This is a genomic window from Paraburkholderia strydomiana, assembly GCF_031456815.1.
Classification (GTDB): Bacteria; Pseudomonadota; Gammaproteobacteria; order Burkholderiales; family Burkholderiaceae; genus Paraburkholderia; species Paraburkholderia caledonica.
Window position 1 is genome coordinate 437,792 of the sequence record NZ_JAVDVL010000002.1, and the last position, 26,664, is coordinate 464,455.

Annotated in this window: 27 protein-coding genes, 4 tRNA genes and 1 riboswitch; of the genes, 19 read left to right on the forward strand and 12 right to left on the reverse strand. The window is 61.0% G+C overall.

The window, feature by feature from the left end:
- Position 1: 1 nt before the first annotated feature.
- Genes J2W46_RS07540 through J2W46_RS07550 form a run of 3 tightly spaced genes read right to left on the reverse strand, consistent with a single transcriptional unit; the run spans position 2 to position 1,905 of the window.
- Positions 2-301 carry a phosphopantetheine-binding protein gene (locus J2W46_RS07540; protein ID WP_020069033.1) on the reverse strand — a complete coding sequence of 100 codons (300 nt, stop codon included), beginning with the start codon at positions 299-301 and terminating at the stop codon, positions 2-4.
- Positions 276-1,070, reverse strand: a complete 795-nt coding sequence (locus J2W46_RS07545) for a lysophospholipid acyltransferase family protein (RefSeq protein WP_020069034.1) — start codon at positions 1,068-1,070, stop codon at positions 276-278. Before J2W46_RS07545 ends, J2W46_RS07540 begins: the two co-directional genes overlap by 26 nt.
- Positions 1,054-1,905, reverse strand: a complete 852-nt coding sequence (locus tag J2W46_RS07550; RefSeq protein WP_310352584.1) for a beta-ketoacyl synthase chain length factor — start codon at positions 1,903-1,905, stop codon at positions 1,054-1,056. The genes J2W46_RS07545 and J2W46_RS07550 overlap by 17 nt, the downstream gene beginning before the upstream one ends.
- A gap of 519 nt (positions 1,906-2,424) precedes the next feature.
- Positions 2,425-2,641, forward strand: a riboswitch (yybP-ykoY riboswitch).
- 11 nt (positions 2,642-2,652) lie between these two features.
- Here J2W46_RS07550 and J2W46_RS07555 point away from each other — a divergent pair.
- On the forward strand, positions 2,653-3,225 hold the full coding sequence (locus tag J2W46_RS07555) for a TMEM165/GDT1 family protein (protein ID WP_027804801.1): 573 nt from the start codon (positions 2,653-2,655) through the stop codon (positions 3,223-3,225).
- A gap of 81 nt (positions 3,226-3,306) precedes the next feature.
- Here the strand turns inward: J2W46_RS07555 and J2W46_RS07560 are convergent, their stop codons facing one another.
- A complete protein-coding gene (locus J2W46_RS07560; RefSeq protein ID WP_310352586.1) occupies positions 3,307-4,017 on the reverse strand; it encodes a DUF4136 domain-containing protein in 711 nt (236 codons plus the stop codon).
- Between the two features lie 256 nt (positions 4,018-4,273).
- Here J2W46_RS07560 and pepN point away from each other — a divergent pair, with 256 nt between their 5' ends.
- From pepN to J2W46_RS07585, 5 genes are all read left to right on the forward strand, one after another.
- Positions 4,274-6,979, forward strand: coding sequence for an aminopeptidase N (pepN, locus tag J2W46_RS07565; RefSeq protein ID WP_310352589.1), 2,706 nt, complete (start codon positions 4,274-4,276; stop codon positions 6,977-6,979).
- 202 nt (positions 6,980-7,181) lie between these two features.
- Positions 7,182-7,463 (forward strand): type II toxin-antitoxin system RelE/ParE family toxin, encoded by a 282-nt coding sequence (locus J2W46_RS07570; protein ID WP_310352591.1) that lies wholly within the window; start codon positions 7,182-7,184, stop codon positions 7,461-7,463.
- 16 nt (positions 7,464-7,479) lie between these two features.
- Complete coding sequence (locus J2W46_RS07575) at positions 7,480-7,935, forward strand: HigA family addiction module antitoxin (protein WP_087752783.1); 456 nt, start codon at positions 7,480-7,482, stop codon at positions 7,933-7,935.
- Between the two features lie 131 nt (positions 7,936-8,066).
- Positions 8,067-9,083: a class 1 fructose-bisphosphatase gene (locus J2W46_RS07580; RefSeq protein WP_020069041.1), complete on the forward strand. Its 1,017-nt coding sequence runs from the start codon at positions 8,067-8,069 to the stop codon at positions 9,081-9,083.
- 54 nt (positions 9,084-9,137) lie between these two features.
- A tRNA-Thr gene (locus J2W46_RS07585) sits at positions 9,138-9,213 on the forward strand.
- Between the two features lie 93 nt (positions 9,214-9,306).
- Here J2W46_RS07585 and J2W46_RS07590 read toward each other — a convergent pair.
- Positions 9,307-9,525, reverse strand: coding sequence for a hypothetical protein (locus J2W46_RS07590; RefSeq protein ID WP_020069042.1), 219 nt, complete (start codon positions 9,523-9,525; stop codon positions 9,307-9,309).
- Between the two features lie 677 nt (positions 9,526-10,202).
- Between J2W46_RS07590 and J2W46_RS07595 the strand changes: the two genes are divergently transcribed.
- The gene (locus J2W46_RS07595; RefSeq protein ID WP_006050185.1) at positions 10,203-10,352 is read left to right on the forward strand and encodes a hypothetical protein; all 150 of its coding nucleotides are present in this window, start codon (positions 10,203-10,205) and stop codon (positions 10,350-10,352) included.
- A 277-nt stretch (positions 10,353-10,629) separates the two neighbouring features.
- The gene (locus J2W46_RS07600; RefSeq protein ID WP_310352599.1) at positions 10,630-11,226 is read left to right on the forward strand and encodes a chorismate mutase; all 597 of its coding nucleotides are present in this window, start codon (positions 10,630-10,632) and stop codon (positions 11,224-11,226) included.
- Positions 11,227-11,331: 105 nt separating this feature from the next.
- Here the strand turns inward: J2W46_RS07600 and J2W46_RS07605 are convergent, their stop codons facing one another.
- On the reverse strand, positions 11,332-12,483 hold the full coding sequence (locus J2W46_RS07605; RefSeq protein WP_310352601.1) for an exonuclease domain-containing protein: 1,152 nt from the start codon (positions 12,481-12,483) through the stop codon (positions 11,332-11,334).
- Between the two features lie 548 nt (positions 12,484-13,031).
- On the opposite strand from J2W46_RS07605, the gene J2W46_RS07610 reads away from it, so the two are divergent.
- Both J2W46_RS07610 and J2W46_RS07615 read left to right on the forward strand, forming a co-directional pair.
- On the forward strand, positions 13,032-13,280 hold the full coding sequence (locus J2W46_RS07610) for a hypothetical protein (protein WP_033379632.1): 249 nt from the start codon (positions 13,032-13,034) through the stop codon (positions 13,278-13,280).
- Between the two features lie 560 nt (positions 13,281-13,840).
- Positions 13,841-14,986, forward strand: a complete 1,146-nt coding sequence (locus J2W46_RS07615) for a porin (RefSeq protein WP_087752786.1) — start codon at positions 13,841-13,843, stop codon at positions 14,984-14,986.
- Positions 14,987-15,085: 99 nt separating this feature from the next.
- Here J2W46_RS07615 and greB read toward each other — a convergent pair whose 3' ends face one another.
- A complete protein-coding gene (greB, locus tag J2W46_RS07620; RefSeq protein ID WP_193610972.1) occupies positions 15,086-15,655 on the reverse strand; it encodes a transcription elongation factor GreB in 570 nt (189 codons plus the stop codon).
- A gap of 120 nt (positions 15,656-15,775) precedes the next feature.
- Here greB and J2W46_RS07625 point away from each other — a divergent pair.
- Together J2W46_RS07625 and J2W46_RS07630 are read left to right on the forward strand one after the other, a co-directional pair.
- Positions 15,776-15,852 (forward strand) — tRNA-Arg (locus J2W46_RS07625).
- Positions 15,853-15,931: 79 nt separating this feature from the next.
- Positions 15,932-16,008, forward strand: a tRNA-Arg gene (locus J2W46_RS07630).
- A gap of 94 nt (positions 16,009-16,102) precedes the next feature.
- On the opposite strand, the gene J2W46_RS07635 is transcribed toward J2W46_RS07630, so the two are convergent.
- The 5 genes from J2W46_RS07635 to J2W46_RS07655 form a co-directional block, all read right to left on the reverse strand.
- Positions 16,103-16,594 carry a phage protein NinX family protein gene (locus tag J2W46_RS07635; RefSeq protein ID WP_310352606.1) on the reverse strand — a complete coding sequence of 164 codons (492 nt, stop codon included), beginning with the start codon at positions 16,592-16,594 and terminating at the stop codon, positions 16,103-16,105.
- A gap of 95 nt (positions 16,595-16,689) precedes the next feature.
- Positions 16,690-19,050 carry a RelA/SpoT family protein gene (locus J2W46_RS07640; protein WP_020069049.1) on the reverse strand — a complete coding sequence of 787 codons (2,361 nt, stop codon included), beginning with the start codon at positions 19,048-19,050 and terminating at the stop codon, positions 16,690-16,692.
- Positions 19,051-19,161: 111 nt separating this feature from the next.
- Entirely contained in the window at positions 19,162-19,365 is a 204-nt protein-coding gene (gene rpoZ / locus J2W46_RS07645) for a DNA-directed RNA polymerase subunit omega (protein WP_006025620.1), read from the reverse strand.
- 60 nt (positions 19,366-19,425) lie between these two features.
- Positions 19,426-20,109, reverse strand: a complete 684-nt coding sequence (gmk, locus tag J2W46_RS07650) for a guanylate kinase (RefSeq protein ID WP_020069050.1) — start codon at positions 20,107-20,109, stop codon at positions 19,426-19,428.
- A gap of 17 nt (positions 20,110-20,126) precedes the next feature.
- Positions 20,127-21,050 carry a YicC/YloC family endoribonuclease gene (locus J2W46_RS07655; RefSeq protein ID WP_027776353.1) on the reverse strand — a complete coding sequence of 308 codons (924 nt, stop codon included), beginning with the start codon at positions 21,048-21,050 and terminating at the stop codon, positions 20,127-20,129.
- Between the two features lie 221 nt (positions 21,051-21,271).
- Between J2W46_RS07655 and rph the strand changes: the two genes are divergently transcribed.
- The 7 genes from rph (at position 21,272) to J2W46_RS07690 (ending at position 26,594) form a co-directional block, all read left to right on the forward strand.
- On the forward strand, positions 21,272-22,012 hold the full coding sequence (rph, locus tag J2W46_RS07660; RefSeq protein ID WP_088175272.1) for a ribonuclease PH: 741 nt from the start codon (positions 21,272-21,274) through the stop codon (positions 22,010-22,012).
- Positions 22,005-22,652, forward strand: coding sequence for an RdgB/HAM1 family non-canonical purine NTP pyrophosphatase (gene rdgB / locus J2W46_RS07665; protein ID WP_310352611.1), 648 nt, complete (start codon positions 22,005-22,007; stop codon positions 22,650-22,652). Before rph ends, rdgB begins: the two co-directional genes overlap by 8 nt.
- Positions 22,649-23,878, forward strand: coding sequence for a radical SAM family heme chaperone HemW (gene hemW / locus J2W46_RS07670; RefSeq protein WP_310352613.1), 1,230 nt, complete (start codon positions 22,649-22,651; stop codon positions 23,876-23,878). Before rdgB ends, hemW begins: the two co-directional genes overlap by 4 nt.
- A gap of 55 nt (positions 23,879-23,933) precedes the next feature.
- Positions 23,934-24,023, forward strand: a tRNA-Ser gene (locus J2W46_RS07675).
- Between the two features lie 1,091 nt (positions 24,024-25,114).
- A complete protein-coding gene (locus tag J2W46_RS07680) occupies positions 25,115-25,444 on the forward strand; it encodes a hypothetical protein (RefSeq protein ID WP_310352615.1) in 330 nt (109 codons plus the stop codon).
- Positions 25,437-25,982, forward strand: a complete 546-nt coding sequence (locus J2W46_RS07685; RefSeq protein ID WP_310352618.1) for a PAAR domain-containing protein — start codon at positions 25,437-25,439, stop codon at positions 25,980-25,982. Before J2W46_RS07680 ends, J2W46_RS07685 begins: the two co-directional genes overlap by 8 nt.
- On the forward strand, positions 25,983-26,594 hold the full coding sequence (locus tag J2W46_RS07690) for a T6SS effector amidase Tae4 family protein (protein WP_310352621.1): 612 nt from the start codon (positions 25,983-25,985) through the stop codon (positions 26,592-26,594).
- Positions 26,595-26,664: the final 70 nt, after the last annotated feature.

Consider the following 26,664-nt stretch of genomic DNA (forward strand, 5'->3'; position numbering starts at 1 on the left):
TTTATTCCCCTTTTCTGTTGGTTTCGTTCGCAGCGTGCGCCGCTTCGCGCTGACTCTCGACCAGCGCGGCCAGCGTGCTGATCGAGCGGAAGTGTTCGCGCGTGCGTTCGTCGTTTGCCGCAATGGTCAATTGGTATTGTTTGCGCAGCACGATGCCGATTTCGAGCGCGTCGATCGAATCGAGACCGATGCCGTCGGTATCGAACAACGGCGCGTCGTCGTCGATATCGGCGGGACTCAGGTCTTCCAGATCGAGTGCTTCGATGAGGAGCTGCTTAATTTCCAGTTTTAAAGAATCCATAATCGAACAGGTGCTGAGTAATGTGTGCTTCGACGGCACTCGTCACGCTGCGCGCAGCGAGAGCCGGTGTGGTGTCGTCTGCCTTGAGCTGGTCCACGCCCAATGGTTCCAGCACGTTCACGCGCATGCGGAACGCTCGCGCGGGCACGTGGTACCAGCGCATCTGCTTCGTGAACGCGGGCGGATCGCAATCCATCAGCACAGGCACGATCGGCGCGCCGACCTTCAACGCCATATGCGCGAAACCGCGCGAAAACGCATGCAACCGGTTCGGCGCGGGGCTGCGCGTGCCTTCCGGAAATATGATCATCGTATAGCCCGCGGCCAGCTGCCTCGCGCCGGCCTCGACCAGTTCGGCGGGATCGACATTGCTGACATATTCCGCCGAGCGCACGATGCCCCAGAAACACGGATTGCTCCAGTGCGCGTTTTTCACGACGCAGCATGCATGCGGCGTGAGCGAGAGCAGCACCATCACGTCGAGATATGTGGGGTGATTCGCGACCACGATGGACGGTGTGCGCGCGCGCAACGCATCCACGCCCGACACTTCGAGCTCCATTACGCCGATCCGCTGCAGTACGGCGACAAGCGCGCGGAAGAACCAGTGGATCACGCCCGTCACCGCAAACTGTCGCGACGCGCGATGCGGCCACAGCCACGCGAGCGGAAACACGAGCACAGAAAATAGCACGCCGCAAATGCCGAACACGACGAACGCCATGCCGGTGGCAAAGAGTCGCCAGGCGTAATCAAGCCGCGCAGTCATGCCATCCCCAATGCCAGAGGCCGCCGGCGCCCTGCCAGGCCGCCGGCTTGCCGGTTTCGAGACAGTGCAGCAGCGCCTGGCTTTGCGTGGCGAAGCGCGTTTCCGCTTCGGCGGTATCGGGCGGTTGCGCCGCGCCAGTTGCACCTGTTGCCGCGCTGTGGCCCGGCGCTACGCTTTTTTCAGCGGCTGCAACGGCTGCTGTGCTTGTTGCCGATGCTGCCGTTTCAGCCGTCGGGCCGGGGTCGCGCTGGCCGACTGCGCGCGCGGTATCCGGGGCGACCGCCGAGGATCGCGCGCACACGAGGTGGCCCAACGCGCCTTCGCTGCTCAGCAGAATAGCGATCGCGCCGCCCTGGACTTCGTCTTCGATGGTGCCGTATGCGGGATCAGCGGGCTCGTCCGCGTAGACGAGCAATACCGGCGACGCAGGCTGCGTCGCGAATTGCGCATAGGCTTCGAGGAGCGCATAGCCGAGCGTTTCGGGCCCGGCGGAGATCGCGCTCGCCGCCGAGCGGTCGCCGCGCGCAATGCCGAACACGCCCGTCATGGCGTTGAGCACCGAGAGGCTGAAGGCGGTCGGCGAGACGGGCTCGCCGGAGCTGATTGCGCGGAGGATGTCGGTAGTGCGGCGCAATTCCCCGTGCCGCGAGGCGAACACGACGCGGGCCTCGCCGGCGCCGACACAATCGTGCGCAACCTTCAGCGCGACTCTGGACAGAGTGCTGAGACGCCGCCGCACGATCGGCTCGATAAAGCCGATGTCGGGTGCGGCAGAAGCGGCGGCAGGCCAGCTAGACCAGCGAGCGACCGGAATGGTCCAGTGCGGATCGGGCATATCGGTGTTCGCGCGTAGAAGCAGGGAGAGGTTGAAGCGCCTGACGGAACACGCAGCCTTCATAGCGTATGCGCGCCGCGCGGACCGGCAACTCCAGCCGCGGGTCGATCAGTCTTTTTGTAGGTTCACCGAAATTAACGGCACATCGGCCAGATTATTTAGGTGCCTCTGACAATCGACCTTATAAATTGGCTCCGGCTCCCGCAGTGGCCGGAATCATACTGAAGATTTTCGTTTAAATCAGCCAAAAAAGACGTATCCATCTGTATCCGTGTCGCGATTGCCACGGTGCCGTTCAGGCGATATTAGATTTCGCGGACGTTTCAAGGGACGCTTGGGAATCTACCTATGGCGGTGTGTTTTCCTGTCGGATTGCAGTGTTGCGCGACGCGGCTTACGTTGAAAGCAGCTTGAAACTTTCAATAAACTTTCTGCGAAGGCTGTTGCACTTCAATACATTCGTTTTGCCGGCCGATGCAAGGGTCGGCGCTGCGGCCGTCATGCCTCGCCTGCTATAATCCGCCCCTCATTGGGGAGTAGCCGCCCCGCAGCGCGTTCGTCCGGCAAGCAGGCCGGGCTCGTGGAACGCGAACTCGCGGGGGCGCCTGTCAACAGACTTGGCCGTCACGGCCATGGCAGCCGCAGCCTCTGGCCTGGCGAGACCGATGACCCACACCCCGCCGCAATTGGGCCCGGCGTGTCGTGGGTCGTCGCTCGTTCAATCTCGGCCCGGGAATCCAAAACAACGTGATCCACGCTTTTCTCATTTCGACCGGAGCGGTCGCGCTCGCCGAGATCGGCGACAAGACGCAATTGCTGTCGCTCGTGCTTGCCGCGCGTTATCGGAAGCCGGTGCCAATTATTCTGGGCGTGCTGGCGGCGACACTCGTCAATCACGCGGGCGCGGGCGCACTTGGCGCGTGGCTCGGCTCGCTGCTCACGCCGACCGTGATGCGCTGGGCGCTGGCTATTTCGTTCATCGGCATGGGTTTGTGGATTCTCGTGCCCGACAAGCTAGCCGATGACGAGGCCAACACGAACCGCACCCACCTCGGCGTCTTCGGCGCAACTGTCGTGGCATTTTTCCTGGCGGAGATGGGCGACAAGACGCAGATCGCGACGGTGGCGCTGGCCGCGCGGTTTCACGATTTCTTCGGCGTGGTGGCCGGCACCACGCTCGGCATGATGATCGCCAACGTGCCGGCGATCCTGCTCGGCGACCGTTTCGCTCATCGTCTGCCGACCGGCGTCGTGCATGGCATCGCCGCCGTGCTGTTCGTCGTTCTCGGGACAATGGCGTTGTTCGGCGCAGGAATCTGAAGCGAACCGCGCGATCCGGGCGCCAGCCGGATTGCGCGCCGCCGCGCTTCACCGCCCTGTCACTGCTCCGTCACCGCTGCATCACTGCGCGGCTTTCGCGCCGGACGCGGGCGCGGGCGCCATTGCCGATGCCGGGGCAGCGGCGGGCACAGGCGTTTCGTTTGGAGCGCCTGCGCCGGTGCCTAGCGGAATCTTGACCGTACGCACAACGCCATTGCCGAGCGGGAAGTCTGCGAGCGCGCTGCGAGCGAGATACGGCATGGCCCTCACCAGCGACGACTCGCCGCCCGAATTGCGCGCGGTCACGTTGTAGACCTCCTTGCCGGTCGCGCGCTCCGTGATCCGAACACCGAGCAGATGCGTGAAGATCGGATAGCTCTGGTTCACGTATCCGGCGGGAAACGGTCCCCACGGCCCCCACGGATCGTACGGACGCCCCCACCCCCAGTAAGGCGCCGGCCACGGGTTGTAATAGACCGGCTCGGCCACTGTCACCACGTCCGAACGAATTCCATACGAGAGTCCGACCAGATAGCGCGCCTGCGCGCCGTCCACCTGGCGAAACGCGTGCGTGGCCAGTTCATTGGCGACGATGTGCTCATACGTGGTCAGTTCGAGATTGTTCCGCTGATCGGGTTCGCGCATGAACGCGTAGGTGCGCGTCGCGTCGCCGCCGCTCCAGTCGGAGAACGCGGTGACTTGCGTCGTCACATAAGTCGTGCAGCCGGACAGCAGCACGGTCAGCGCCGCCAGCAGCAGCATGGCGCGGCGCGTCCATCGATTCGTTTTCATGGTCTACCTCGTGAAGCGTTTGGGTCGGCTCGGGTTCGTATTGTACGTAGACCGTAGGCCAGGCCTCACGTTCCGGGCCCCGCCGCGTGGCCCTATGTTTGTCTGGACGGCCGGTCGCGCGCCGGCCTTGCGGCGCGTTGGGAACGGTCGAAAGTTCGCTCCGCACGATTCCCCGAGGCTTTGTACAATGGCTCGACAAGCCCGGCTCACACGCCTTCGTGCGCCGGCCGCTCGAGTCCCATCACTACAGAACGCCATGGCCGATACCGCAACGCCCAATGTGATCCGCCGCGCCGATTATGCGCCGCCCGCTTTCCTGATCGACACCGTCGCACTCGAATTCGACCTGCTGCCGGAACGCACGGTCGTGAAGAACACAATGCGCGTGCGCCGCAATCCGGACGCGTCGCGCGCCGCGCATCTCGAGCTAATGGGCGAACAGCTTGAGTTCGTCAGCGCTACGCTCGACGGCCAGCCGTTCGCCAACGCGCATGCGCACGAACACGGGCTGGTCCTCGACAATGTGCCGGAGAAGTTCGAGCTCACGCTCACGAACATTTGCAATCCGGCCGCGAACACCACGCTCTCCGGCCTGTATGTTTCGAGTGGGAATTTCTTCACGCAGTGCGAGGCCGAAGGCTTTCGCCGCATCACGTACTTCCTCGACCGGCCAGACGTCATGGCCACTTACACGGTTACGCTGCGGGCCAGCAAGGCCGATTACCCCGTGCTGCTGTCCAACGGCAATCTGCTCGAAGAAGGCGATCTGCCGGACGGCCGCCATTTCGCGCGCTGGGAAGATCCGTTCAGAAAGCCGAGCTATCTGTTCGCACTTGTCGCCGGCAAGCTCGTTGCGCTGGAAGAGCGAGTAAAGACGGGTTCGGGCAAGGAAAAGCTGCTGCAGGTATGGGTCGAGCCGCACGATCTCGACAAGACGCGTCACGCAATGGATTCGCTGATTCACTCGATCCGCTGGGACGAGGAGCGCTTCGGGCTTGAACTGGATCTGGACCGCTTCATGATCGTCGCCGTGAGCGACTTCAACATGGGCGCGATGGAGAACAAGGGGCTCAACATCTTCAACACGAAGTATGTGCTGGCGAACCCCGAAACGGCGACCGACACCGACTTCGCGAATATCGAGGCGGTGGTCGGCCACGAGTATTTCCACAACTGGACCGGCAATCGCGTGACCTGCCGCGACTGGTTCCAGTTGAGCCTCAAGGAAGGCCTGACAGTATTTCGCGATCAGGAATTTTCGGCCGACATGGCCGCCGGCGAGGCCGACGGCAGTGACGAAGCCGCGCGCGCCACCAAGCGCATCGAAGACGTGCGCGTGCTGCGCCAGATGCAGTTCGCCGAAGACGCCGGACCGATGGCCCACCCGGTGCGTCCCGAAAGCTACGTCGAGATCAATAACTTCTACACGATGACGGTCTACGAGAAAGGCTCCGAAGTCGTGCGGATGTATCAGACGCTGTTCGGCCGCGAAGGGTTTCGCAAGGGCATGGACCTGTATTTCAAGCGGCACGACGGCCAGGCCGTGACCTGCGACGACTTCCGTCACGCGCTCGCCGACGCGAACGGCCGCGACCTCGCGCAGTTCGAGCGCTGGTACAGCCAGGCGGGCACGCCGCGAGTGTCGGTGCGCACGCGTTATGACGCCGCGCAGCAGCGCTACAGCGTAACGCTCACGCAAGGTTATGGCGACGCGGCACCGGCCGCACGCGAAACGCAAAAAGGCCCGCTGCTGATTCCGTTTGCGATCGGCCTGATCGGCAAAGACGGAAAGGACTTGCCGTTGCAACTGGAGAGTGAGCCGAAGGCTTCGGACTCGACCACACGCGTGCTCGAATTCACGCAGACCGAACAGACCTTTACGTTCGTCAATGTGGCGCAGGAACCGTTGCCATCGCTGCTGCGGAATTTCTCGGCGCCGGTGATCGTCGAATACGATTACTCGGCGGATCAACTGGCGTTCCTCCTCGCGCACGACAGCGATCCGTTCAACCGCTGGGAAGCCGGTCAACGGCTCGCCACGCGCGAGTTGCTGACGCTAGCCGGACGGGCCGCGAGCGGCGAGGAGCTACAGCTCGACGACTCGGTGGCGGCCGCGTTCGCACGCGTGCTCACGGACGAGTCGCTCTCTCCAGCCTTCCGCGAACTTGCATTGATGCTGCCGTCCGAAGCGTATCTCGCCGAGCAGATGGCCGAATCCAATCCGGCGGCCGTGCATGCGGCGCGGCAGTTCGTGCGCAAGCGCCTCGCCAATGCACTCAAGAACGACTGGCTCAAGATTTACGAGCAACATCGCACGCCCGGCCCGTACGAAGCCACGCCGGCGGCGGCAGGCCACCGCGCGTTGAAGAACCTGGCGTTGTCTTATCTCACTGAACTCGACGATCCGTCGGAAACGGTGCGGCTCGCGTCCGCGCAATACGATGCGGCGAACAACATGACGGACCGCGCGGCGGCGCTGTCCGCGTTGCTCAATGCATCGGCGGCAAACGGCGGCAGCGCGGAAGCGCAGCATGCGCTCGACGACTTCTACCGGCGCTTCGAGAAGGAGCCGCTTGTAATCGACAAGTGGTTCGCTTTGCAGGCCACGCAGCGCGGCAGCGCGCAGCGTCCGGTCATCGACGTCGTACGCAAGCTGATGACGCATCCGGCCTTCAATCTGAAAAATCCGAACCGCGCGCGCTCGTTGATTTTCAGCTTCTGCGCGGCCAACCCTGCGCAATTCCACGCCGAAGACGGATCGGGTTACGCGTTCTGGGCGGACCAGGTAATCGCACTCGACGCGATCAACCCGCAAGTGGCCGCCCGCCTCGCGCGGTCGCTCGAATTGTGGCGCCGCTTCACGCCGACGCTGCGCGAAGGCATGCGCGCGGCGCTGGAGAAAGTGGCGTCGCAGGTCAAATCGCGCGACGTGCGTGAGATTGTCGAGAAAGCGCTCGCATGACGCTCCTCTGACGCGGTCCTCCGTATCGAAAAGCCGGCACACGTTGCCGGCTTTTTTTTCGCCCTTTGTTTAGCGACGACTTCGGGTCTCAGGCGCGCATCGACGTTAGCCGTCTGGCTGACTGGTCGGCCGCGTCCCGACGGGTGAAAGTAAACGCATCCATTTAACGGTTTACGTTTAACGCGATGCGTTATATCATCCCATGATCACGACATTTGGCGACAAGTCTACGGCGAGAATCTTTCAGGGCAAGTTCGTGCATACGTTGCCGCGTCATATCCAGGCGCTCGCGTACCGCAAGTTACTGATGATCGACGCTGCAGACTGCATCCACAGCTTGCACACGCCGCCCGGCAACCGGCTCGAAGCACTGCAAGGCCAGCGCAGCGGGCAATGGAGCATTCGGATCAACGCGCAGTGGCGCATCTGCTTCCACTTTATCGAAGGCGAGGCGCTGAATGTTGAGATTGTCGACTATCACTGATTATTGGGAGACCGGCATGGTCATCAAACGCTCCGATCTGGACAGTATCGATTTCTCCGACATCGACGCGGGGAACAGCATCGAGGAGATCCATCCGGGTGAGATTCTGCGCAGCGAGTTTCTGGAACCGCTCGGCATGTCAGTCAACGCGCTTGCGCTCGCGTTGCGCGTACCGGCGCCGCGCATCAACGACGTGGTCCGCGGCAAGCGCGCGATTTCCGCCGACACTGCACTGCGCCTCGAGCGCTATTTCGGCGCGAGCGCGCAGTTCTGGCTCAACCTGCAAATCGCATACGACCTGCGCGTTGCCACGGCGGCAGCGGGCGAGCAGATCGAACGCGAGATAGAACCCATGCCTAAGGCGGACCGCCCGAAGCTGCCGAAGGTATCGGCGGAACACGCCCGGGCTGCGGCGCTCGCAGCAAGCGTGAGCGGCAACGCAACGGGCGGAAAGGCCCGGCGCAAAGGCTGATCGGCTCGCTCACGCAAAGCCGCTGGCACCAATCGGGCGCCATTGCATGCGCGCTCCGATGTCAAAAGCACAGAGCGGACACACCGAGCGGTTAAAATCGGGATATTCCTCAAGCCTCCTGGAGTACAGCAATGTCCTTGCAACGTCGTACCACTCTCACGAAGTACCTGATCGAGCAGCAGCGGGAAACCAATAACCTGCCGGCCGACCTGCGGCTTTTGATCGAAGTTGTCGCGCGCGCATGCAAGGCGATCAGCTATCACGTTAGCAAAGGCGCGTTGGGCGACGCACTCGGCACGGCGGGCAGCGAGAACGTTCAGGGTGAAGTACAGAAGAAGCTCGACATTCTGTCGAACGAAATTCTGCTCGAAGCCAACGAATGGGGCGGCAACCTGGCGGGCATGGCGTCGGAGGAAATGGAGCAGTTCTTCCCTATCCCCGCGAACTATCCGAAGGGCGAGTACCTGCTGGTGTTCGATCCGCTCGACGGCTCATCGAACATCGACGTGAACGTTTCTATCGGCACGATCTTTTCGGTGCTCCGCTGCCCAGATGGCCAGCAGCCCACCGAACAGTCGTTCCTGCAGCCAGGCACAGAACAGGTTGCTGCGGGTTATGCGGTGTACGGACCGCAAACCGTGCTGGTGCTGACCACCGGCAATGGCGTGAACTGCTTCACACTCGACCGTGAACTCGGTTCGTGGGTGCTCACGCAAAGCGACATGCGCATTCCTGTCGAAACGCGGGAGTACGCAATCAATGCGTCCAATGAACGTCACTGGTATCCGCCGGTTGAGCAGTACATCGGCGAGCTCAAACAGGGTAAAGACGGCCCGCGTCAGAGTGACTTCAATATGCGCTGGATCGCGTCGATGGTGGCAGACGTGCACCGTATCCTGAATCGTGGCGGCATCTTTATGTATCCGGCCGACAAGCGCACGCCGGAGAAGCCGGGCAAGCTGCGGCTCATGTACGAAGCGAATCCGATGGCGTTCATCGTCGAACAGGCGGGCGGCGCTGCAACCAACGGCGAAAAGCGCATCCTCGACATTCAGCCCAAGAGCTTGCATGAGCGCGTTGCGGTGTTCCTTGGATCGAAGAACGAAGTGGACCGCGTGACCCGCTACCATCTCGAAACAAAAAAGTGACTCGAGGGCTTGCCAAGCCAATAAAGAAGTCCCTATAATCTCGTTTCTCCTGATGCCGGAATAGCTCAGACGGTAGAGCAGCGCATTCGTAATGCGAAGGTCGGGGGTTCGATTCCTCTTTCCGGCACCATCAAGATTCAAGCAAAAAGCCCAGTCCTCGTGACTGGGCTTTTTGCTTTTCGTCGACCTTTTTTGCTTTTCGCCGACCTATCCCCCTCGCTTCCTAGCCCCGCAAGTCAGGTCTACCAAATTGCGCGACTGTTCCCAGGTTGCGCGCGACGATCGTGTCGCTCATCTGAATCTGAACGGCGTCTTTGCCTTCCGTGCGTTTAGCGTCGCCGTACGCAGCGACTGCTTCCTTCGGCGCTGACGGAAACCACGAGATGCGGCCATCGCATTCGATTCCGACCTGCCGTCCATTCCAGTACACACCGTTTTCCATGACGAACCCTCTGAAGGCGAAGACAACCATCTTCCGCGTTGGCTGGCCGGGATCAGTTGTCCACCGCACTGTGGCCGACCGAAACCAGCCACCTTCATCATAGGATTCGACGCTGATGCGGCGAGGCTCGTCACTCAAGCAGACGAAGTTTTGGCGCAAAGTGCGCGACGTCGATGCCGGCAAACACGACACGGCTAACGCACTCGCATGCGAGGAGAGCCTTATGGCGCATCGCGCTTTAAAATTTGGCGCCTCGTCAACGAGGTGACAAATAAATCGTTTACAAAGTAATCACCGCGGTTACGACAGAATAAATGTCCGATCGGCAATAAACGAACGTTCGCTTTTTACCGGGAAGATTATGCCGATATCGCAATGCACCAATTGATCGCCAATCGGGAATACCCGGACCATACTGACGACTTATACCGCGAGGGTGCCGCTCACCTTCGCAACAGCCCGCCGGATAAGGCTCGCGAGAGAATTTTGAAACATTCGACGTCGAAACTGTACGCAAGACCACGAACGACGACACAAGCAAACCTATAAATTTCATCAGAAGCTCTGCTGAAATGGTGCGCTGTGCCGTTAAAGCAACAAAGATGGTGTGATGCTAATCGGACACTGGTGCGAAACGGGGCACGAGGCCGATAATCGGTTTGTAAAGGAGAACGATCATGGATGCCAAACCACCGAAGATCCCGACCCCGGACAAAGTCTTTAGCCCGGATCCGGAACCTGTCGGCGTCGAGTTTCTCGGGGCGGAATTGCCGGAGCATGTGCGCGCCTTCTTCGACGAACAACGTAAGTCTTGCGACGCAAAGTAATTGTGCAGCGGCGCGACTCGGTAGCGGTCCTTGTGCTTATGGCACGAGGCGCGGTACCGCGCGGCTCGCTGATTTCTTTGGATCACTCTCACCAGGCCGACTAGCGCTGACTGGCGTTGACGCTCGCACTCGAGCCTGCGACCGCCTCTGCTCGCGTGAACTGGCTGTTCTGCCGCGACCGGCAGCACCGCTTTGATGCCGGCGAAAACGCTTGGGCAATGAAGCATCGTCTATGCTTCAGCTTTCCTCCCACAGCCGCCCGGCCATCGTCCACCTTATGAATCGCCTGTTTCGCTTCGCCGCGCCGTGCGCGCTCGCCCTTCTCGCATCACTCCTGGCTGCCCCTGGTTCTGCCCTCGCCGACGGCGACGATACCGCGCTCACGAATCTGATCGCGCTCGCGTCGCAGCGACTCGCCCTCGCGGAACCGGTCGCGCGCTGGAAGTGGGCTAATCACCAGGCAATCACCGACACGCCACGCGAGCAGGCGTTGCTTGCTGATGTGGAGAAACGAGCGGCAGCCGCCAATGTCGATCCGGCGTTCGCGCGCGCGTTCTTCCAGGATCAGATCGACGCGAGCAAAGATGTGCAGAACGCGCTTTTTGCGAGCTGGCGCGCAACGCAGCCGCCGCAGGAGCCGGCTCCCGACCTCGCAACGAGCACGCGCCCACAACTGGATCGCTTGACGCAATCGCTCGTCGCCGGCCTTGCTCGCGTGCAACCGCTGCGCGGGGCGCCGGATTGTCCGTCGCGCGTCGCGCAATCGCTGGCTAGCTGGAAGTCTATGACTCGCTATGATTCCGCGCGCTCAACTGCATTGAATCGCGCGCTTGGGCACGTATGCGAAAGCGGTGGCGTCGGCGCAACCGGCTGACGGTTCGGTAGACGCAAGAAGCGGGCGAAGGAAGAACGTTGCGCCGCGAGGAATAACGAGATCCCCCTGGTCACGCGTAGCAGCCGCGCAATCAGGCGAGAGCGGTCAAACGACGCCTACGACGGGCGCGGCGGCCAGCACGCTGAGCGGCATGATCCGCAACCCGCGCGCAAGGTGGCTCTGAAGAATCTTGTAGGTCGACGCTTCGAAGCCGCCGGCCAGACTGGCCGCATGCAGTTCGGTCGCCTGCGCCAACGACGGCGCATGACCGATGTAGCACCATTGGTCGACGACATGGAAAGCGCGCGCCTGCGACGCTTCTTCATGTTCCTCGAAAACGACAGGCCCCTGGAACGGCCACGGCGCGCCCGCAGGATCGCTCTTCGACACGCGCGGCACACGGTTGTGCCCCGGCCGCAGCGTCGCGATCCACTGCGCCTCGGCGAGCATCGCACCCAATTCGCCGCCGGTGGCGCGCCACTCTACGCGCCTCACTTGCTGCGCAAGCCGTATATCTTTCGACGAACGTCGTTCGCCTGTCAGATGCGCACGAAGTCGCTGACGGACACGCACGCTCCGCCCGACGTACAGCGGCAAGTCGTCGTCTCCATAGAATGCGTAGACACCGCATCCGGCAGGTGCGGTCTCAAGCAGATCTTCGGTGATGTCGCCTGCCAACCGGTAGCGCCGCGTCGTGCGCTCGATATGCGCGCGCAGAACGTCTAGCGGCACGAGGCCGTGAAGCCGCTGCCAGAACTGCCAGATCAGATCGGCGTCGGCAAGCGCGCGATGCCGGTCGGACGGCACCAGCGAGTGCCGCTCAACCAGCGCATCGAGCCCGTGGCGCTTCTCAGACGGGAACAACGCGCGCGACAGGCGCACGGTGCACAGCACGTCCGGGTCGAAGGACAGGCCGGCACGGCGGAACTCGCCGCGCAGAAACCCTCGGTCGAAGCTGGCGTTATGCGCGATGAACAGTTTGCCGTTGAGTCGGGCGAACAGTTCGGGCGCGATGGCGTCGAACGTCGGCGCGCCGCGCACCATCGCGTTCGTGATGCCGGTGAGCTGCTGGATGAACGACGGGATCGATTGCTGCGGATCGACGAGGCTGCTCCAGCGCGAGACGCCGGCCGGCCCTACTTCGACGACGCCGACTTCGGTAATACGGTGCTCGTTAGTCGAGCCGCCGGTGGTTTCCAGATCGACAAAGACGATGGGATCGCTAAGGGCCGGTTCGGACAAAAACTGTTCAGACATGAAAGGAATGCTTGGACGCGTGACTTTGCGCCAAGTATGCACTAGTTAGCGGCCGGTGACCTGCGGGCATGGGCAAGGCCTTGTCCGTCCTTCGTCGGCAAAGGGTCTCCGGGAGTCGGCGGCAGTCTCATCTCGCAACGCGGCGGGGGGCTTGAAAAGTACGCGCGTTATATCGACCGTGAGTAATTGAGTCGCAGGTTTCGTAAGGCATTTGGAAATTCTTTTTCTTGTGCGCTTAACAAATTATTCGCCGGATGGATTTGGCGCCCTTTATTTAAATAGGTCCAATGAAAGTCCGGCGATACGCACTTTTTTCTGCGATGCGATAGATGGGCGTTCATATCTACCGCGTAATCGCATCGCTCCACGCGCTTACGTCAATATTACTCAGACCGAATAACGATTGAATAAAAAGAAAGAAGTATTTTCCGACCGCCAGTGCCTGTAACGCTCTGCAACGTTGATAAGTGTTTCTCCGACTTGTTCGCGGACCGACGCAATCGGATCATGAAACCAGCGTTTGCGGTAATGCGCATCAGGAGGTTGCCATGCAGTTCAGTGAAATCCGCCGAATCCTTTCTAATCTGATTCCTCATCTGGAACGATCGCCCGCCGCCTCACCTCTCCCGCCTGAGCCAAGTCAGCCATCGGCGTTGGAATTCGATCCGATGTGGCACGGCGACCACTGGCAGAACCTGCTGTCCTCCCCAATGGACGCCCGACGCTACGTCATGGAAGATTGGAGCGCGACCACAGCGGATGAGTGGAGTGCGGACCGCGCCGCATCTGCGCACTGATCATCGCCCGGCGCCATAACGCCAACTCGCGGCCGACTCGCGGCCGACTCGCCGATTAGCGGACGAAAAAAAAGCGCGACTGGGAAGTCGCGCCGACAAAGGTTTGGAGATCTTTTTCGTCAACGAAAAAGTCCGCTTCGGAAAGCAGAACTTTCAGTATAGCGTTTAATCCCAATCCGATTATTCACACAAAATACAATCGTCTGTTGCTAGAACGACAACAATAAGTTGACGGCTGGATTTCGTTGTTTTTTCGCATCGAATTACCGTCGCGATTTCGCAACGCCACTTCGCATTCATCAGTTCGGATACTTGCTGGCATGCCCGCAGCCATTGACCAGCAAGGCTTTGGCGGAATTCTTTCATCGTTTCGAATCAGGTAATTCTTTATTGCGAGAATCGAAACGTCCATTGAATCAACGCTCTCTCTACACTTTGCGTAACCGGAAATCAGCGCTCTACCTTCAAGCGCACCTTGACACGGATACGCCTCTCGCAGCGCCCGCGTGAAGGTTTCCGAAGCACGATTCACCGCTCACTCTCGCTTTCGGAGTAACAAAATGAAAAAGACTCTCATGGTCGCGGCCCTGACGGGCGTTTTTGCAACTGCGGCGCACGCTCAAAGCAGCGTCACGCTCTACGGCTTGATCGACGCCGGCATCACGTACACCAACAACCAGCACGGCCACAGCAACTGGCAACAGACGAGCGGTTCGGTGAATGGCAGCCGTTGGGGCTTGCGCGGTGCGGAAGACCTTGGTGGCGGCCTGAAGGCGATCTTCACGTTGGAAAACGGCTTCGGCATCAATGACGGCTCGCTGAAACAAGGCGGTCGCGAATTCGGCCGTCAGGCATTCGTTGGTTTGTCGAGCAACCAGTTCGGCGCCGTTACGCTCGGCCGTCAATACGACAGCATGGTTGACTACGTTGGCCCGCTGGCGCTGACCGGTACGCAATACGGCGGCACGCAGTTCGCCCACCCGTTCGACAACGACAACCTGAACAACTCGTTCCGTATCAACAACTCGGTCAAATACACGAGCGCGAACTACGGCGGCTTCAAGTTCGGCGGCCTGTATGGCTTCTCGAACCAGGCTGACGGCTTCGCAAACAACCGCGCCTACAGCGCGGGCGCGTCGTACAACTGGGGCGGGCTGAACGTCGGCGCAGCGTATTTGCAATTGAACAGCAACGGCGCGACCGGCGCGGCTGCAGCGTTCAACTCCGGTGGTGCAGTGTCCAGCGACAACACCTTCTTCGCTGGCCGTCAGCAGACGTGGGGCGCAGGCGCCAGCTACGCGTTTGGTCCGGCAACCGTCGGCCTCGTCTATTCACAGACGAACCTGTCGGGTCTCGTCGGCATCGGCGCAGGTGCATCGGGTCAACCCGGCGGCATCGGCCTGCCGAACAACAGCGCGCACTTCCAGAACTACGAAGCAAACGCTCGTTACGCTCTGACGCCGGCTGTCAGCATTGCCGGTTCGTACACGTACACGCGCGCGAGCCTCGCGGGCACCCGTCCGCACTGGAATCAGTTCAATCTGCAAACGGCGTACGCACTGTCCAAGCGCACGGACGTTTATCTGCAGGGTGAATACCAGCAGGTCAACGAAGGCGCGATCGTTGGTGCAGACATCAACGGTCTGGGTGCTTCGAGCAACAACAAGCAGGTTGCGGTCACGGCAGGTCTGCGTCACCGCTTCTAACATTGCTAGCAGGACTCGCAGCATGGAAGGCGCCGTTCGCGGCGCCTTTTTTATTGCCTGGAGACGCTCCGTGCGGACAAATCTGCACGAGGTGACAGACTAGCCGCCGCTATTTGCAGACGGATATTTGACGTCGAGAATGTCGATTGGCTGCGGACCGGCCGGCGTGTACAACGTCACGGTGTCACCCACCTTCGCCTTCAGCAACGCCCGTGCGATCGGCGATATCCAGCTCACATGTCCGATATCGAGATCTACCTCGTCGATGCCGACAATCGTCACGGTGTGCTCTTCACCGTCCTCTGTCGCATATTCGACAGTCGCCCCGAAAAAAACCTGATCGACGTTCTCCTGCTTGCTGCTGTCGACAACCTCGGCGAGATCCAGACGCTTGGTCAGAAAGCGGATGCGCCGATCTATCTCGCGCAGGCGGCGCTTACCGTAGATGTAATCGCCGTTCTCGGAGCGGTCGCCATTCGACGCAGCCCATGACACGAGCTTCACGACCTCTGGCCGGTCGACGTCGATCAAATGCAGCAGTTCATCGCGCATGCGGTGGTAACCGGCAGGCGTGATGTAGTTCTTGGTTCCGGCGGGGATTTCCGGCTGCGCGACGTCGAGATCGTCGTCATTATCGTCGCTCGACTCTTTGACAAAGGCCTTGTTCATGATGATCCATAAGCTGCAGCAAACGGCTGCTCCACTAGGGTACACGATCATGACAATGAGACAAATCGCAGTTACACGCTTCCCTTTTTTGAAACCTTTGCTATAATCTCGTTTCTGCGTGCGGCTGTAGCTCAGTTGGATAGAGTACTTGGCTACGAACCAAGGGGTCGTGGGTTCGAATCCTGCCAGCCGCACCACTTATTCGAGGGCCTCCCTCTGGGGAGGCCCTTATGTTTTACCCAGTTTTTGTGAAGTAATGCACCACCTGTTTCGCGTGCGGCTGTAGCTCAGTTGGATAGAGTACTTGGCTACGAACCAAGGGGTCGTGGGTTCGAATCCTGCCAGCCGCACCACCTTTAAAGGGCCTTCCAGTTGGAAGGCCCTTTGTCTTTCGGGCGCGTTTCTGCGTCAACCGCTCGCGACAGCACGGTGATCGCCGTGTTGCCGTCATGGCCGTGGCGGAGACTGAATATCGCCGATATGCCCGTCCGGGCTCGGAACCTCTCCAAAAGTATCGCCTGCTGTCGCTTCGGCTATGCGCCGAGCCGTATCGTCGACCAGCATCTGCGACTCGTGCAGCATTTCGCCCACGCTATCGCCGAACCGGCTTTCCACGAAAGCCCGCAGCAACGCCACGCGCAACGAGTCGCCACGCCCTTCCACCTCACCGCGGCCGCCTTCGAATTCCGCCACGCAGTGCGCGGGGCTTTCCCCGCTACGCTCGCGCATTTCGAGCCGACGCGCGCGCTCCATCACTGCCGCAGCGGCGTCCCATGAGGTGGTCGGTGTGAAACGGCCATCCCACGGACGGCCACGATCGTTCCCGCGGATGGCGACGGTCTCGCCGCTATCGGTGAAGTGGATTTCTCGCACGAAATCGTGCAGGCTGCGGGCCACCCAATAATCCAGTGCGATGCCTTCGAGGTCAGCTACTTTCATCAGCGTTCTCCCTGGGTTTTCAGGTGAGACTCGCTAGCGGCGCCGGCGTTCCGGCAGAAAGAAACGGCACTTCTCCGCCCGATGGGCGGCGGAGGTCAGTAATCAGCCCGCTCGCGGTCGATTCGCATGCCGCCGTCATGCCGATGATGCCCGTCGTCGCTCGGCCGCTCACGCGCGATGCGCATTACGTCGAGATTTGTACGCACGCGGCGCATGACGTTGGCCAGATGAACGCGGTCGCTGACCTGAATCACGAAGCGCAAGATCGTGGATTCCTGCGACAGGTCTTCGTCCATCGCGATATGCACGATGTTCGCGTCTGCAGAAGTAATGTCTGCGGCCACGCGGGCGAACACGCCCTTCGTGTTCTTGACCAGCACCTTGATTGCGACGTCGAACAGACGCCCCGGTTGCGGCGCCCACGCCACGTCGATCCAGCGGCCGGGATCGCGCCGGTGGATTCGCTGCGCAACGCGGCAGTCGGTAGTGTGGATGGCCATGCCGAGGCCAATGCCGATATAGCCCATGATGTCGTCGCCCGGAATCGGACGGCAGCATGCGGACAGTTGCACCGACATGCCCTCGGTGCCGGTGATCACGACCGGCGGCGCATGCGGCGTGGAACCGGACTCGGAGCGCGAACCGTCGTCGTCGGCATCGCGGCCGCTCATCAACACTTCGATACGCTTCGCCATGACCGCCGCGACGCGTCGGCCGAGACCGATGTCCGCGAAAATTTCCTGGCCATTTTTGTTGCCCGTCCACTGCACGAGCTTTTCCCAAGCTTCGGGCGTCACGTCCGACAGCGCCAGGCCGTAGCCCTTCAAAGCCTGATCGACGAGACGCTCGCCAAGCTGAACCGATTCGTTCAGCCGCATCGTTTTCAGATAATGGCGGATCGCGGAACGGGCCTTGCCGGTGCGCACGAAACCCAGCCACGCCGGATTTGGCTTCGAATACGGCGCCGTGATGACTTCGACGATATCGCCGCTCTTCAACTCGGTGCGCAGCGGCAGCAATTCGTTATTGATCTTCACCGCGACGCACTGGTTGCCCAGGTCGCTGTGGATCGAATACGCGAAGTCGAGCGCCGTGGCGCCGCGCGGCAGCGCCATAATCTTCGACTTCGGCGTAAAGACGTAGACCGCGTCCGGGAACAAGTCGATCTTTACGTGCTCGAGGAATTCGCTCGAGTCGCCGGCTTCGCTCTGAATGTCCAGCAGCGACTTCAGCCACTGATGCGCGCGCTTTTGCACATCGTTCAGGTCCGCACTGCCGTTCTTGTACAGCCAGTGCGCCGCCACGCCGGCTTCGGCGATCTCGTGCATCTTGCGGGTACGCACCTGGAACTCGATCGGCGCGCCGAACGGACCGACGAGCGTAGTGTGCAACGACTGATAGCCGTTGACCTTCGGGATCGCGATGTAGTCCTTGAACTTGCCCGGCACCGGCTTGTAGAGCGCATGCAATGCGCCGATGCAGGTGTAGCACTCGAGCGCGCTGTCCACCACCACACGAAAGCCGTACACGTCCAGCACCTGCGAGAACGACAACTGCTTGTCGCGCATTTTCTTGTAGATGCTGAAAATGGTTTTCTCGCGACCGGTCACTTCCGCGTCGATCTTCGCGTCCGCGATTGCGCGCTGCACCGATTCCAAAATCTTGCCGACCACTTCCCGCCGGTTGCCGCGCGCCGCCTTCACGGCTTTCTCGAGCGTGGCATACCTATGCGGATTGAAGTTCGCGAAGCTCAGGTCCTGTAGCTCGCGATACGTATTGTTCAAGCCGAGCCGGTGCGCAATCGGCGCGTAGATGTCCAGCGTTTCGCGCGCCACGCGACGACGCTTTTCGGGCGGCACCGCGCCGAGCGTGCGCATGTTGTGCAGCCGGTCGGCCAGCTTCACGAGGATTACGCGGACGTCGCGCGCCATGGCGAGCAGCATCTTGCGGAAGTTTTCCGCCTGCGCTTCCTCGCGATTGCGAAACTCCATCTTGTCGAGCTTCGACAAACCGTCGACCAGTTCCGCGACCTTCGCGCCGAAACGCTCGGCGAGCTCGGCCTTGGTCACGCCCTGGTCTTCCATCACGTCATGGAGCAACGCGGCCATGATTGCCTGGCCGTCGAGATTCCAGCCGGCGCAGATTTCCGCAACGGCAACCGGGTGCGTGATGTAGGGCTCGCCGCTCTGGCGATACTGGCCGAGGTGAGCTTCGTCGCTGAAATGGAAGGCCGCCTTGACGTCTTTGATCTCTTCCGGCTGCAGATAGCCGGACAACGCGGACGTCAGCTTGGCAATCGATACGACGTCATGCCGGCGCGGCTGCTCCGGCGTGGCGGTCGGCCCGAACAGATGGCGAAACGACTGTTCGAGGACCGCGTCGATGTACTTGCGTGCAGACGAGGGCGAGTCGGCGTCATGCTCCGCTTCCGTGGCGGTGGGCGGGGTAGTACTCATGGTCGCCTCCGTAGCGGTTGAGAGTTGACGCCGGTCTGCACGTTGATGCAATCAGGTGACGCAAAAACTATGGCAAAAATGCTTGCCAACCGAAAACAGAAACAGTGCGCCTTAAACCGGCACCTTCTTCAGCATTTCGACGCCGACCTGGCCGGCCGCGATTTCGCGCAGCGCGACGACCGTGGGCTTGTCACGGCTTTCGATTTTCGGCGTGTGGCCTTGAGCGAGCTGACGCGCGCGATACGTTGCAGCGAGCGCGAGTTCGAAACGATTCGGGATCTGTTTGAGACAGTCTTCGACGGTAATGCGGGCCATGTTGAGTTCCTTCTCAGTATGTTGCTTATTCTACCTTATGTGCTCGAATCGCCGCCGCGCTCAGGGGTGCGGAAGGTGAATGCCGAGCTGCACGAAAAGCTGCGTATGACGCGCGTATTGCGAGGCGAAGCGCGAACGCGTGGCAGCCACGAGACACTGCAGTTCGCCGAGCGCGCGATCGAAGTTCTCGTTGATCACCACATACTCGGCTTCGGCCGCGTGCGCCATCTCGCTGCCTGCAGCGAGAAGCCGGCGCGTAATCACATTCGGCTCGTCCTGGCCGCGCTTTTTCAGACGCTCTTCGAGCGCTTCGAGCGATGGCGGCAGGATAAAAATTTCCACTGCGTTGTGAAACTGCTTCTTCACCTGTTGCGCGCCCTGCCAGTCGATTTCGAGCAGCACGTCATGGCCGCTCTTCATCTGCTCCTCGATCCACACGCGCGAGGTGCCGTAGTAGTTGCCGTGCACTTCGGCGCTTTCCAGAAACTCGCCCTCGTCGTGACGCCGCATGAAATCGTCGACGGACGTGAAGTGATAATGCTCGCCGTCCTGCTCTTTCGGGCGCGGCGGGCGCGTCGTGTACGAGATCGAGAGACGAATTGCGTCGTCGCCGGCGAGCAGCGCGTTCACGAGCGTCGACTTGCCGGCGCCCGACGGCGCGACGACCATGAACAGGTTGCCCGGATACGCTCCGGCATACGGGTTGCGCGGTGCGCCGCTTTCGCGTGTGTGGTGATCGGTCATGTTGTGATGCTCCAGCCTTATTCCAGATTCTGTACCTGCTCGCGCATCTGTTCGATGAGCAGCTTCAAGGTCATCGACGAATCCGCCAGTTCCTTCGCCGCCGCCTTCGAGCCGAGCGTGTTCGCTTCGCGATTGAGTTCCTGCATCATGAAGTCGAGCCGCTTGCCGACCTTGCCGCCCTTCTGGATCACGTGACGCGTTTCGTTCAGGTGAGCGGTGAGCCGCGACAGTTCTTCGGCGATGTCGATGCGGATGCCGTACATCGTCACTTCCTGGCGAATCCGCTCGTTGATCTCTTCCCGCGACACGGTGGTCGCCGCCGTTTCGGGCGCGGCAATGCCGAGCGCTTCCTGCAGTCGCTCGACGATCTTCTGCTGATGCTTTGTGATCAGTTCCGGCACGAGCGGCGTGATCTTCGTGACGATCGCTTCCATCTCGGTGACGTTGGCGAGCAGCATCGTGGCCAGTTGTGCGCCTTCACGAGCGCGCACGTCGATCAGATCCGTAATGGCCTGCTTGCCGCATGCGAGCACTGCGTCGCGCAGCACGTCCGGCGCCACGCCCGTCTCGGCGAGCACGCCGGGCCAGCGCAGAATTTCGCCCGAGCGCAGACGGCCCGCTTCCGGAAACGTCGCCAGCACGGTGCGCTCCAGCAATGCAAGCTGCGTCAGCGCGTCATGATTGATCGAACCGGCGTTTGCCGTCTGTTCGCTACGCTGCAGATTGATACGAATATCCACCTTGCCGCGCGACAGCTTGTTCATCAGCATTTCGCGCAGTGTGGGTTCGCACACGCGCACGTCCTCGGGCATACGGAAGTTCAGGTCGAGAAAGCGCGAATTCACCGTGCGCAGTTCGACCGACACGCTCACGCCGCCCGTGCCGGAGGCCGCGACGAGTTCGCGTGTCGCGCTCGCATAGCCAGTCATGCTGTAGATCATCGTATTTCTCGCGATGGTGGCCATGCGTGAGACGCTGGCCGAAGAGTCGAATCGCCCGGCGTGTACGAGACGCGAGGCGGGGAAACGGCATTATCCCATTTTTGGCGATGGGACCCCTTGGAGAGCCCCGGCCGACGCGGCGCGCCGACGGGGCGCATCCCTGCGCGGATCGGCTGTAAAATCGTGCTTTCCCCTCCCGCTTCCTTCCCGACCCAATCGACATGACCGACACCACTCAACGCCCTAGCGGCCGTCTCGCCAATCAGCTGCGCGACGTGCGCATCACGCGCCACTATACGAAGCACGCGGAGGGTTCGGTGCTGGTCGAATTCGGCGACACCAAGGTGATCTGCACGGCGAGCATCGCGGAGACCGTGCCCTCGTTCCTGCGCGATCGCGGCCAGGGCTGGCTCACCGCCGAATACGGCATGTTGCCGCGCGCCACGCATACGCGCAGCGACCGCGAGGCTGCGCGCGGCAAGCAGACCGGGCGCACCCAGGAAATCCAGCGTCTGATCGGCCGCGCGCTGCGCTCCGTGTTCGATCTGGAGAAGCTCGGCGCGCGCACGCTGCATATCGACTGCGACGTGATCCAGGCCGACGGCGGCACACGCACCGCGAGCATCACCGGCGCTTTTGTCGCCGCGCATGACGCGGTGAACAAACTGCTGGCTGCGGGGCGCATCGAGAGTTCGCCGATCACCGACTACGTCGCGGCGATTTCAGTCGGCGTGTACGACGGCGTGCCGGTGCTCGATCTCGATTACGACGAAGACTCGCAATGCGACACCGACATGAACGTGGTCATGACGGGCGCGGGTGGCTTCGTCGAAATTCAGGGCACCGCAGAAGGCGTGCCTTTTTCGCGCGATGAAATGAACGCGCTATTGGATCTCGCGAGCGACGGCATCGCCACGCTGATCGCGAAACAGAAAGAAGCATTGGAGTACCGAGGTGAGTGAAGTTCGTGAAGGCAATGGCGCGCCTCTATCGGGATCGCCGTTGAACAAGGTCGTGCTGGCGTCGAATAACGCCGGCAAGCTGCGCGAGTTCGCGGCGCTGCTCGGCGCGGCCGGCATCGAGTTGATTGCGCAGGGCGAACTGGGTGTGCCGGAAGCGGAAGAACCGCATCCCACTTTCGTCGAAAACGCGCTGACCAAGGCACGGCATGCGGCGAAGCTCACCGGGCTGCCTGCCCTCGCCGACGACTCCGGTCTTTGCGTGCGCGCGCTGCGCGGCGCACCGGGCGTCTATTCGGCGCGTTACGCGCAACTGGCCGGCGGCGAAAAGAGCGACGCGGCAAACAACACGCGGCTCGTCTCCGCGCTACAAGGCGAGAGCGATCGCCGCGCGTACTACTACTGCGTGCTGGCACTGGTGCGTCACGCCGACGATCCCGAGCCGCTGATCGCCGAAGGCCGCTGGCATGGCGAGATTCTCGATGCGCCGCGCGGCGCGAACGGCTTCGGTTATGACCCGTACTTCTTTCTGCCGTCGCTGAACGCGAGCGCCGCGGAACTCGAGCCGGCGCTGAAAAACGCCAGCAGTCATCGCGCGATTGCATTGCGCCAGCTGCTTGCGCGTTTGACGGAGGAAGCGTGATTCCGATCAAGCCCACTCCCGCCGATATCGGCAATGGCGTGATCAAGGCATTCACGTCGCCGGGCAGCATCCGTCTGACGTCGCTGCCGCCGCTCTCGTTGTACGTGCATTTTCCGTGGTGCGTGCGCAAGTGTCCGTACTGCGATTTCAACTCGCATGAATGGAAAGGCGATAGCTTCCCCGAGAACGAGTATCTCGACGCATTGCGTGCCGACCTGGAGATGGCGTTGCCGCTCGTGTGGGGACGGCAGGTGCATACGGTGTTCATCGGCGGCGGTACGCCGAGCTTGCTGTCAGCGGCCGGACTCGACCGCATGCTGTCGGACGTACGAGCCCTCTTGCCGCTCGACGCGGATGCGGAGATCACTCTCGAGGCCAATCCGGGCACGTTCGAGGCGGCGAAGTTCGCGCAGTTTCGCGCGAGCGGCGTGAACCGGCTGTCGGTGGGCATACAGAGTTTCAACGAGGCGCATCTGAAGGCGCTCGGCCGGATTCACGATTCGACGCAAGCGCGCCATGCGGTGGAAGTGGCCGCCACTACGTTCGACAATTTCAATCTGGACCTGATGTTCGCGCTGCCGCAGCAGACGCTTGCCGAGTGTCAGGCCGATGTCGAGACTGCGTTGTCGTTCGCGCCGCCGCATCTCTCGCTGTATCACCTGACGCTCGAGCCAAACACGCTGTTTGCGAAATTCCCGCCTGCGCTGCCGGACGACGACGCGTCCGCCGACATGCACGACTGGATTCACGAGCGCACGTCGGCGGCGGGATATGAGCGCTACGAAGTGTCCGCGTATGCCAGGCCGCATCGGCAAAGCAAGCACAACCTGAACTACTGGCGTTTCGGCGACTATCTTGGGATTGGCGCCGGCGCGCACACGAAGCTGTCGTTTCCGAATCGTGTGTTGCGTCAGGCGCGCTACAAGCATCCGACCGCGTTCATCGAGCACGCCAAGGCCGGCGCGGCGGTGCAGGAAGAACACGAAGTCGGACCGCGCGACCTGCCGTTCGAGTTCATGCTGAATGCGCTGCGACTGGTGGAAGGCTTTCCGGTGCATCGGTTCATCGAACGCACGGGTTTGTCGATGACCTCTATCGAGCCGGCTTTGCAGGAGGCGGAGCGCCGCAAACTGATTACGCGAGACCACGAAAAGATTGCGCCTACGCCGCTTGGACAAGCGTTCCTCAACGATCTACAGGCGTTGTTTCTGAAAGATCCGCAGTGAATGCGGATCAAGAGAGCGCCGCAGCGAGGTTTTTTCAGGTTACAATTTGCGGCTTGGAGGTGTGGCCGAGCGGTTTAAGGCACCGGTCTTGAAAACCGGCGAAGGAGTGATCCTTCCGTGAGTTCGAATCTCACCGCCTCCGCCAGGACACCCCTCGCCTCTCATCCGAATCAATCCGATTCAACCGCGCTGAGCCTTACCAGCTAAGGCTCTCAGCGCAAAAGACCCGACATTATTTCTCTAGTTTCATTGTGGGACGCCGGGACAGCACCCCTTGGGCGGCGCGGAATGGCTGTATCTCAAGGGCGCGAGCGAAGGCTCGCGACCATGGGTTCTGCGGACCGTCTTGGCCGGCAATCAGCGTGATCGGGCCGCGCGCACCCTAACATGTCACCGCCGGAGTTGATGCGTCGATAGCGCCTGGGGGCCACACCGGAAGGGTTTCGCCCAACTTCTGAGACAGGGCCAGCGGGTACGCAAACTATCCGCGCGAGCTGGCCGAGGTGGCGTTCGCGCGCACCCGGGGCGATGCAATGAGGCGGCCTATTAACGCTGCGACGTGCTGGAAACGCGCAGGATGGTGATGACAACTGGGCAGGAGTCTGCGCCAAGCCGTCAAAGCTGGGCGGCGTGATCTATCAGAAAAAACCAAACCTCCTTACGCGCCGCCAGCCGTGCGATGGTGCTTGCCTTTGTTGAAGCACCTCGACAGAACAATGAAGGCCCGTCATAGCCAAATCTCTATGTACCGATAGCGGTCACAATACTGCCGCGCTGGATATCGCCGCAATCCGCATCGACCAGTTACATGCGCTGACCAGTCTGTCGCGACTGAGGCCATGGCCGAAGAGTTCGCCGGTCTGTCGCTGCCGGGACAGGCTTTGATCTTTGGCCTGGTCGGGCATCGCCTTGTCGACGTGAGCGCAGGGTTAGCTCACGATATCTAGTCGCATATTCGGGATGCCGTAGTGACCTGAAGCCGACTGCTCTGATCGAATTTTTGTTGACAGCATCACAAGGATGCTACGCATGCCTGAATTAATGCATTGTCACTATCCCACTGGAATGCGAGCGGGAAAATACTGTCCCACGTCACCAAACAGCAGCAAGTCACCTGTTTTCAGAGTTGTCCGATATGGCTGTCGGCCTGTCCTGCGGGGTAATGCCTTGCCGCGTCAGCGGGCCAGTTTTCGCGCGATGCATCGGAGCAACTCAACCAGGACAGGAGACGTAGAAATGCCGGAACAGCAGCAGAACCAAACGACAAACCTGTTTGCAATTATTGGTACTCGTACCAGGCGCGGCCGATACGCGAGCCGGGTACTGACCAGCGCCGAGTATAAAGGCAAGGCATTCGCTCGCGTCGTAGATATCGACGCGTATGACGACGGCGGTCAAACTACCGTTATAGACGGCGCGGCTTATGCCGCCACATGGAAGGGTAAGCCGCCTGCGCTGATCGGTTCGCGTCAAAGTAACGGCGAAACGACTCACCTCCCGTTCAATTCCGGATACGTGCTGCCTGCCGCTGAGCCTGCCGATGCGAGAGGCGACACCCATGCGTAAGGCGCTCGTCGTGCAAGGCAGCCCGACGACGACAGGTGGCGTTGTAACCGGCGGGTCTGCTACTCACATGACGGATCACGGCAGGCCATTCGCGCTGCACGGTGACGAAGCAACGTGTGGCAAGTGCAAGGGCGCATTCAGGATATCCGGTACGGCTACACGCAGATGTTACCGAGGAAAGCCCGGCGTCGTCGAAGGCGATCTGGTGCTGTGTCCCTGCGGACAGAATCGCGTGATGGCTAGTCCCAATCCGGGTTGCTTCTACTGGACCGACGAAAGCACAGCGGGCGTAAGCAGCGAGGCGGCTGCTGCGATCGCCTCATCGGTAGTCAATGCGATATACGACGAACAGGTCCGCGCCGCTGCTGCGGGCATGACGCTCGAAGGGTGTCCGTATGTCATCGAGACGCCAGACGGCCAGATGCGCGCGGGACGCCTCGATGCGGATGGACTGCTACCTCGCATTCACACCGGCGAGAGTCGCGGCGACTACACAGTGTATTGGGGCGATGAAGCCCTTGCAAAACAGGGAGACTGAATGATGCCGAACAGAAAGACATTAGTCAGAACCAACTCAACGCCTAACTCCATCAAAGAAGTGCAGTTGAACGCTGTTACTTTTGCCGCGTTGTGGTCGGCATATCCCCACTCCGATCCGTGTACGGACCCGTCCACAGGAAAGCCAGCTTTTGAGGATGAGTGTGCCATTCGCTTCGGCACATGTCTCGCTAATGTGGGCATCACCAATAAGTCGTTCAAAGGCGAGAAGTGCTGGTTTCACGGTCACCCACCAAGTCACATGCTTCGGGCCAAGGAAGTGGCGGAATGGCTTCAGCGTCGCCCTTTCGCTGGTTGCCCTGTTCCAGTACCAATTACAGGCACAGGCTGGCAAGATAGGGTGAAAGGGAAAACGGGAGTTATCTTCTTCGGGAGTTACTGGCGACGCAACTTGAAAGACAAAGATCCGACTGGCGATCACATTGACTTGTGGAACGTAGATAGCCTTACGCCGAGCTCCGAAACGACTCTTCGGTTCACGTTCGGTATAAACAAGGTGTGGAATCCGCTATCCGTTTTAGGCGTCGGTCCGGAAAACCTATACTCCAATCTTGCTGACTCGAAGACGATCCTATTCTGGGAAATCAAATGAAGAAGGCGTTCGTTTTCGCGCTCTTGTTCGTCATTGGCGCCGTAGGGGGCGGCCTTGTGGGGCTTTATAT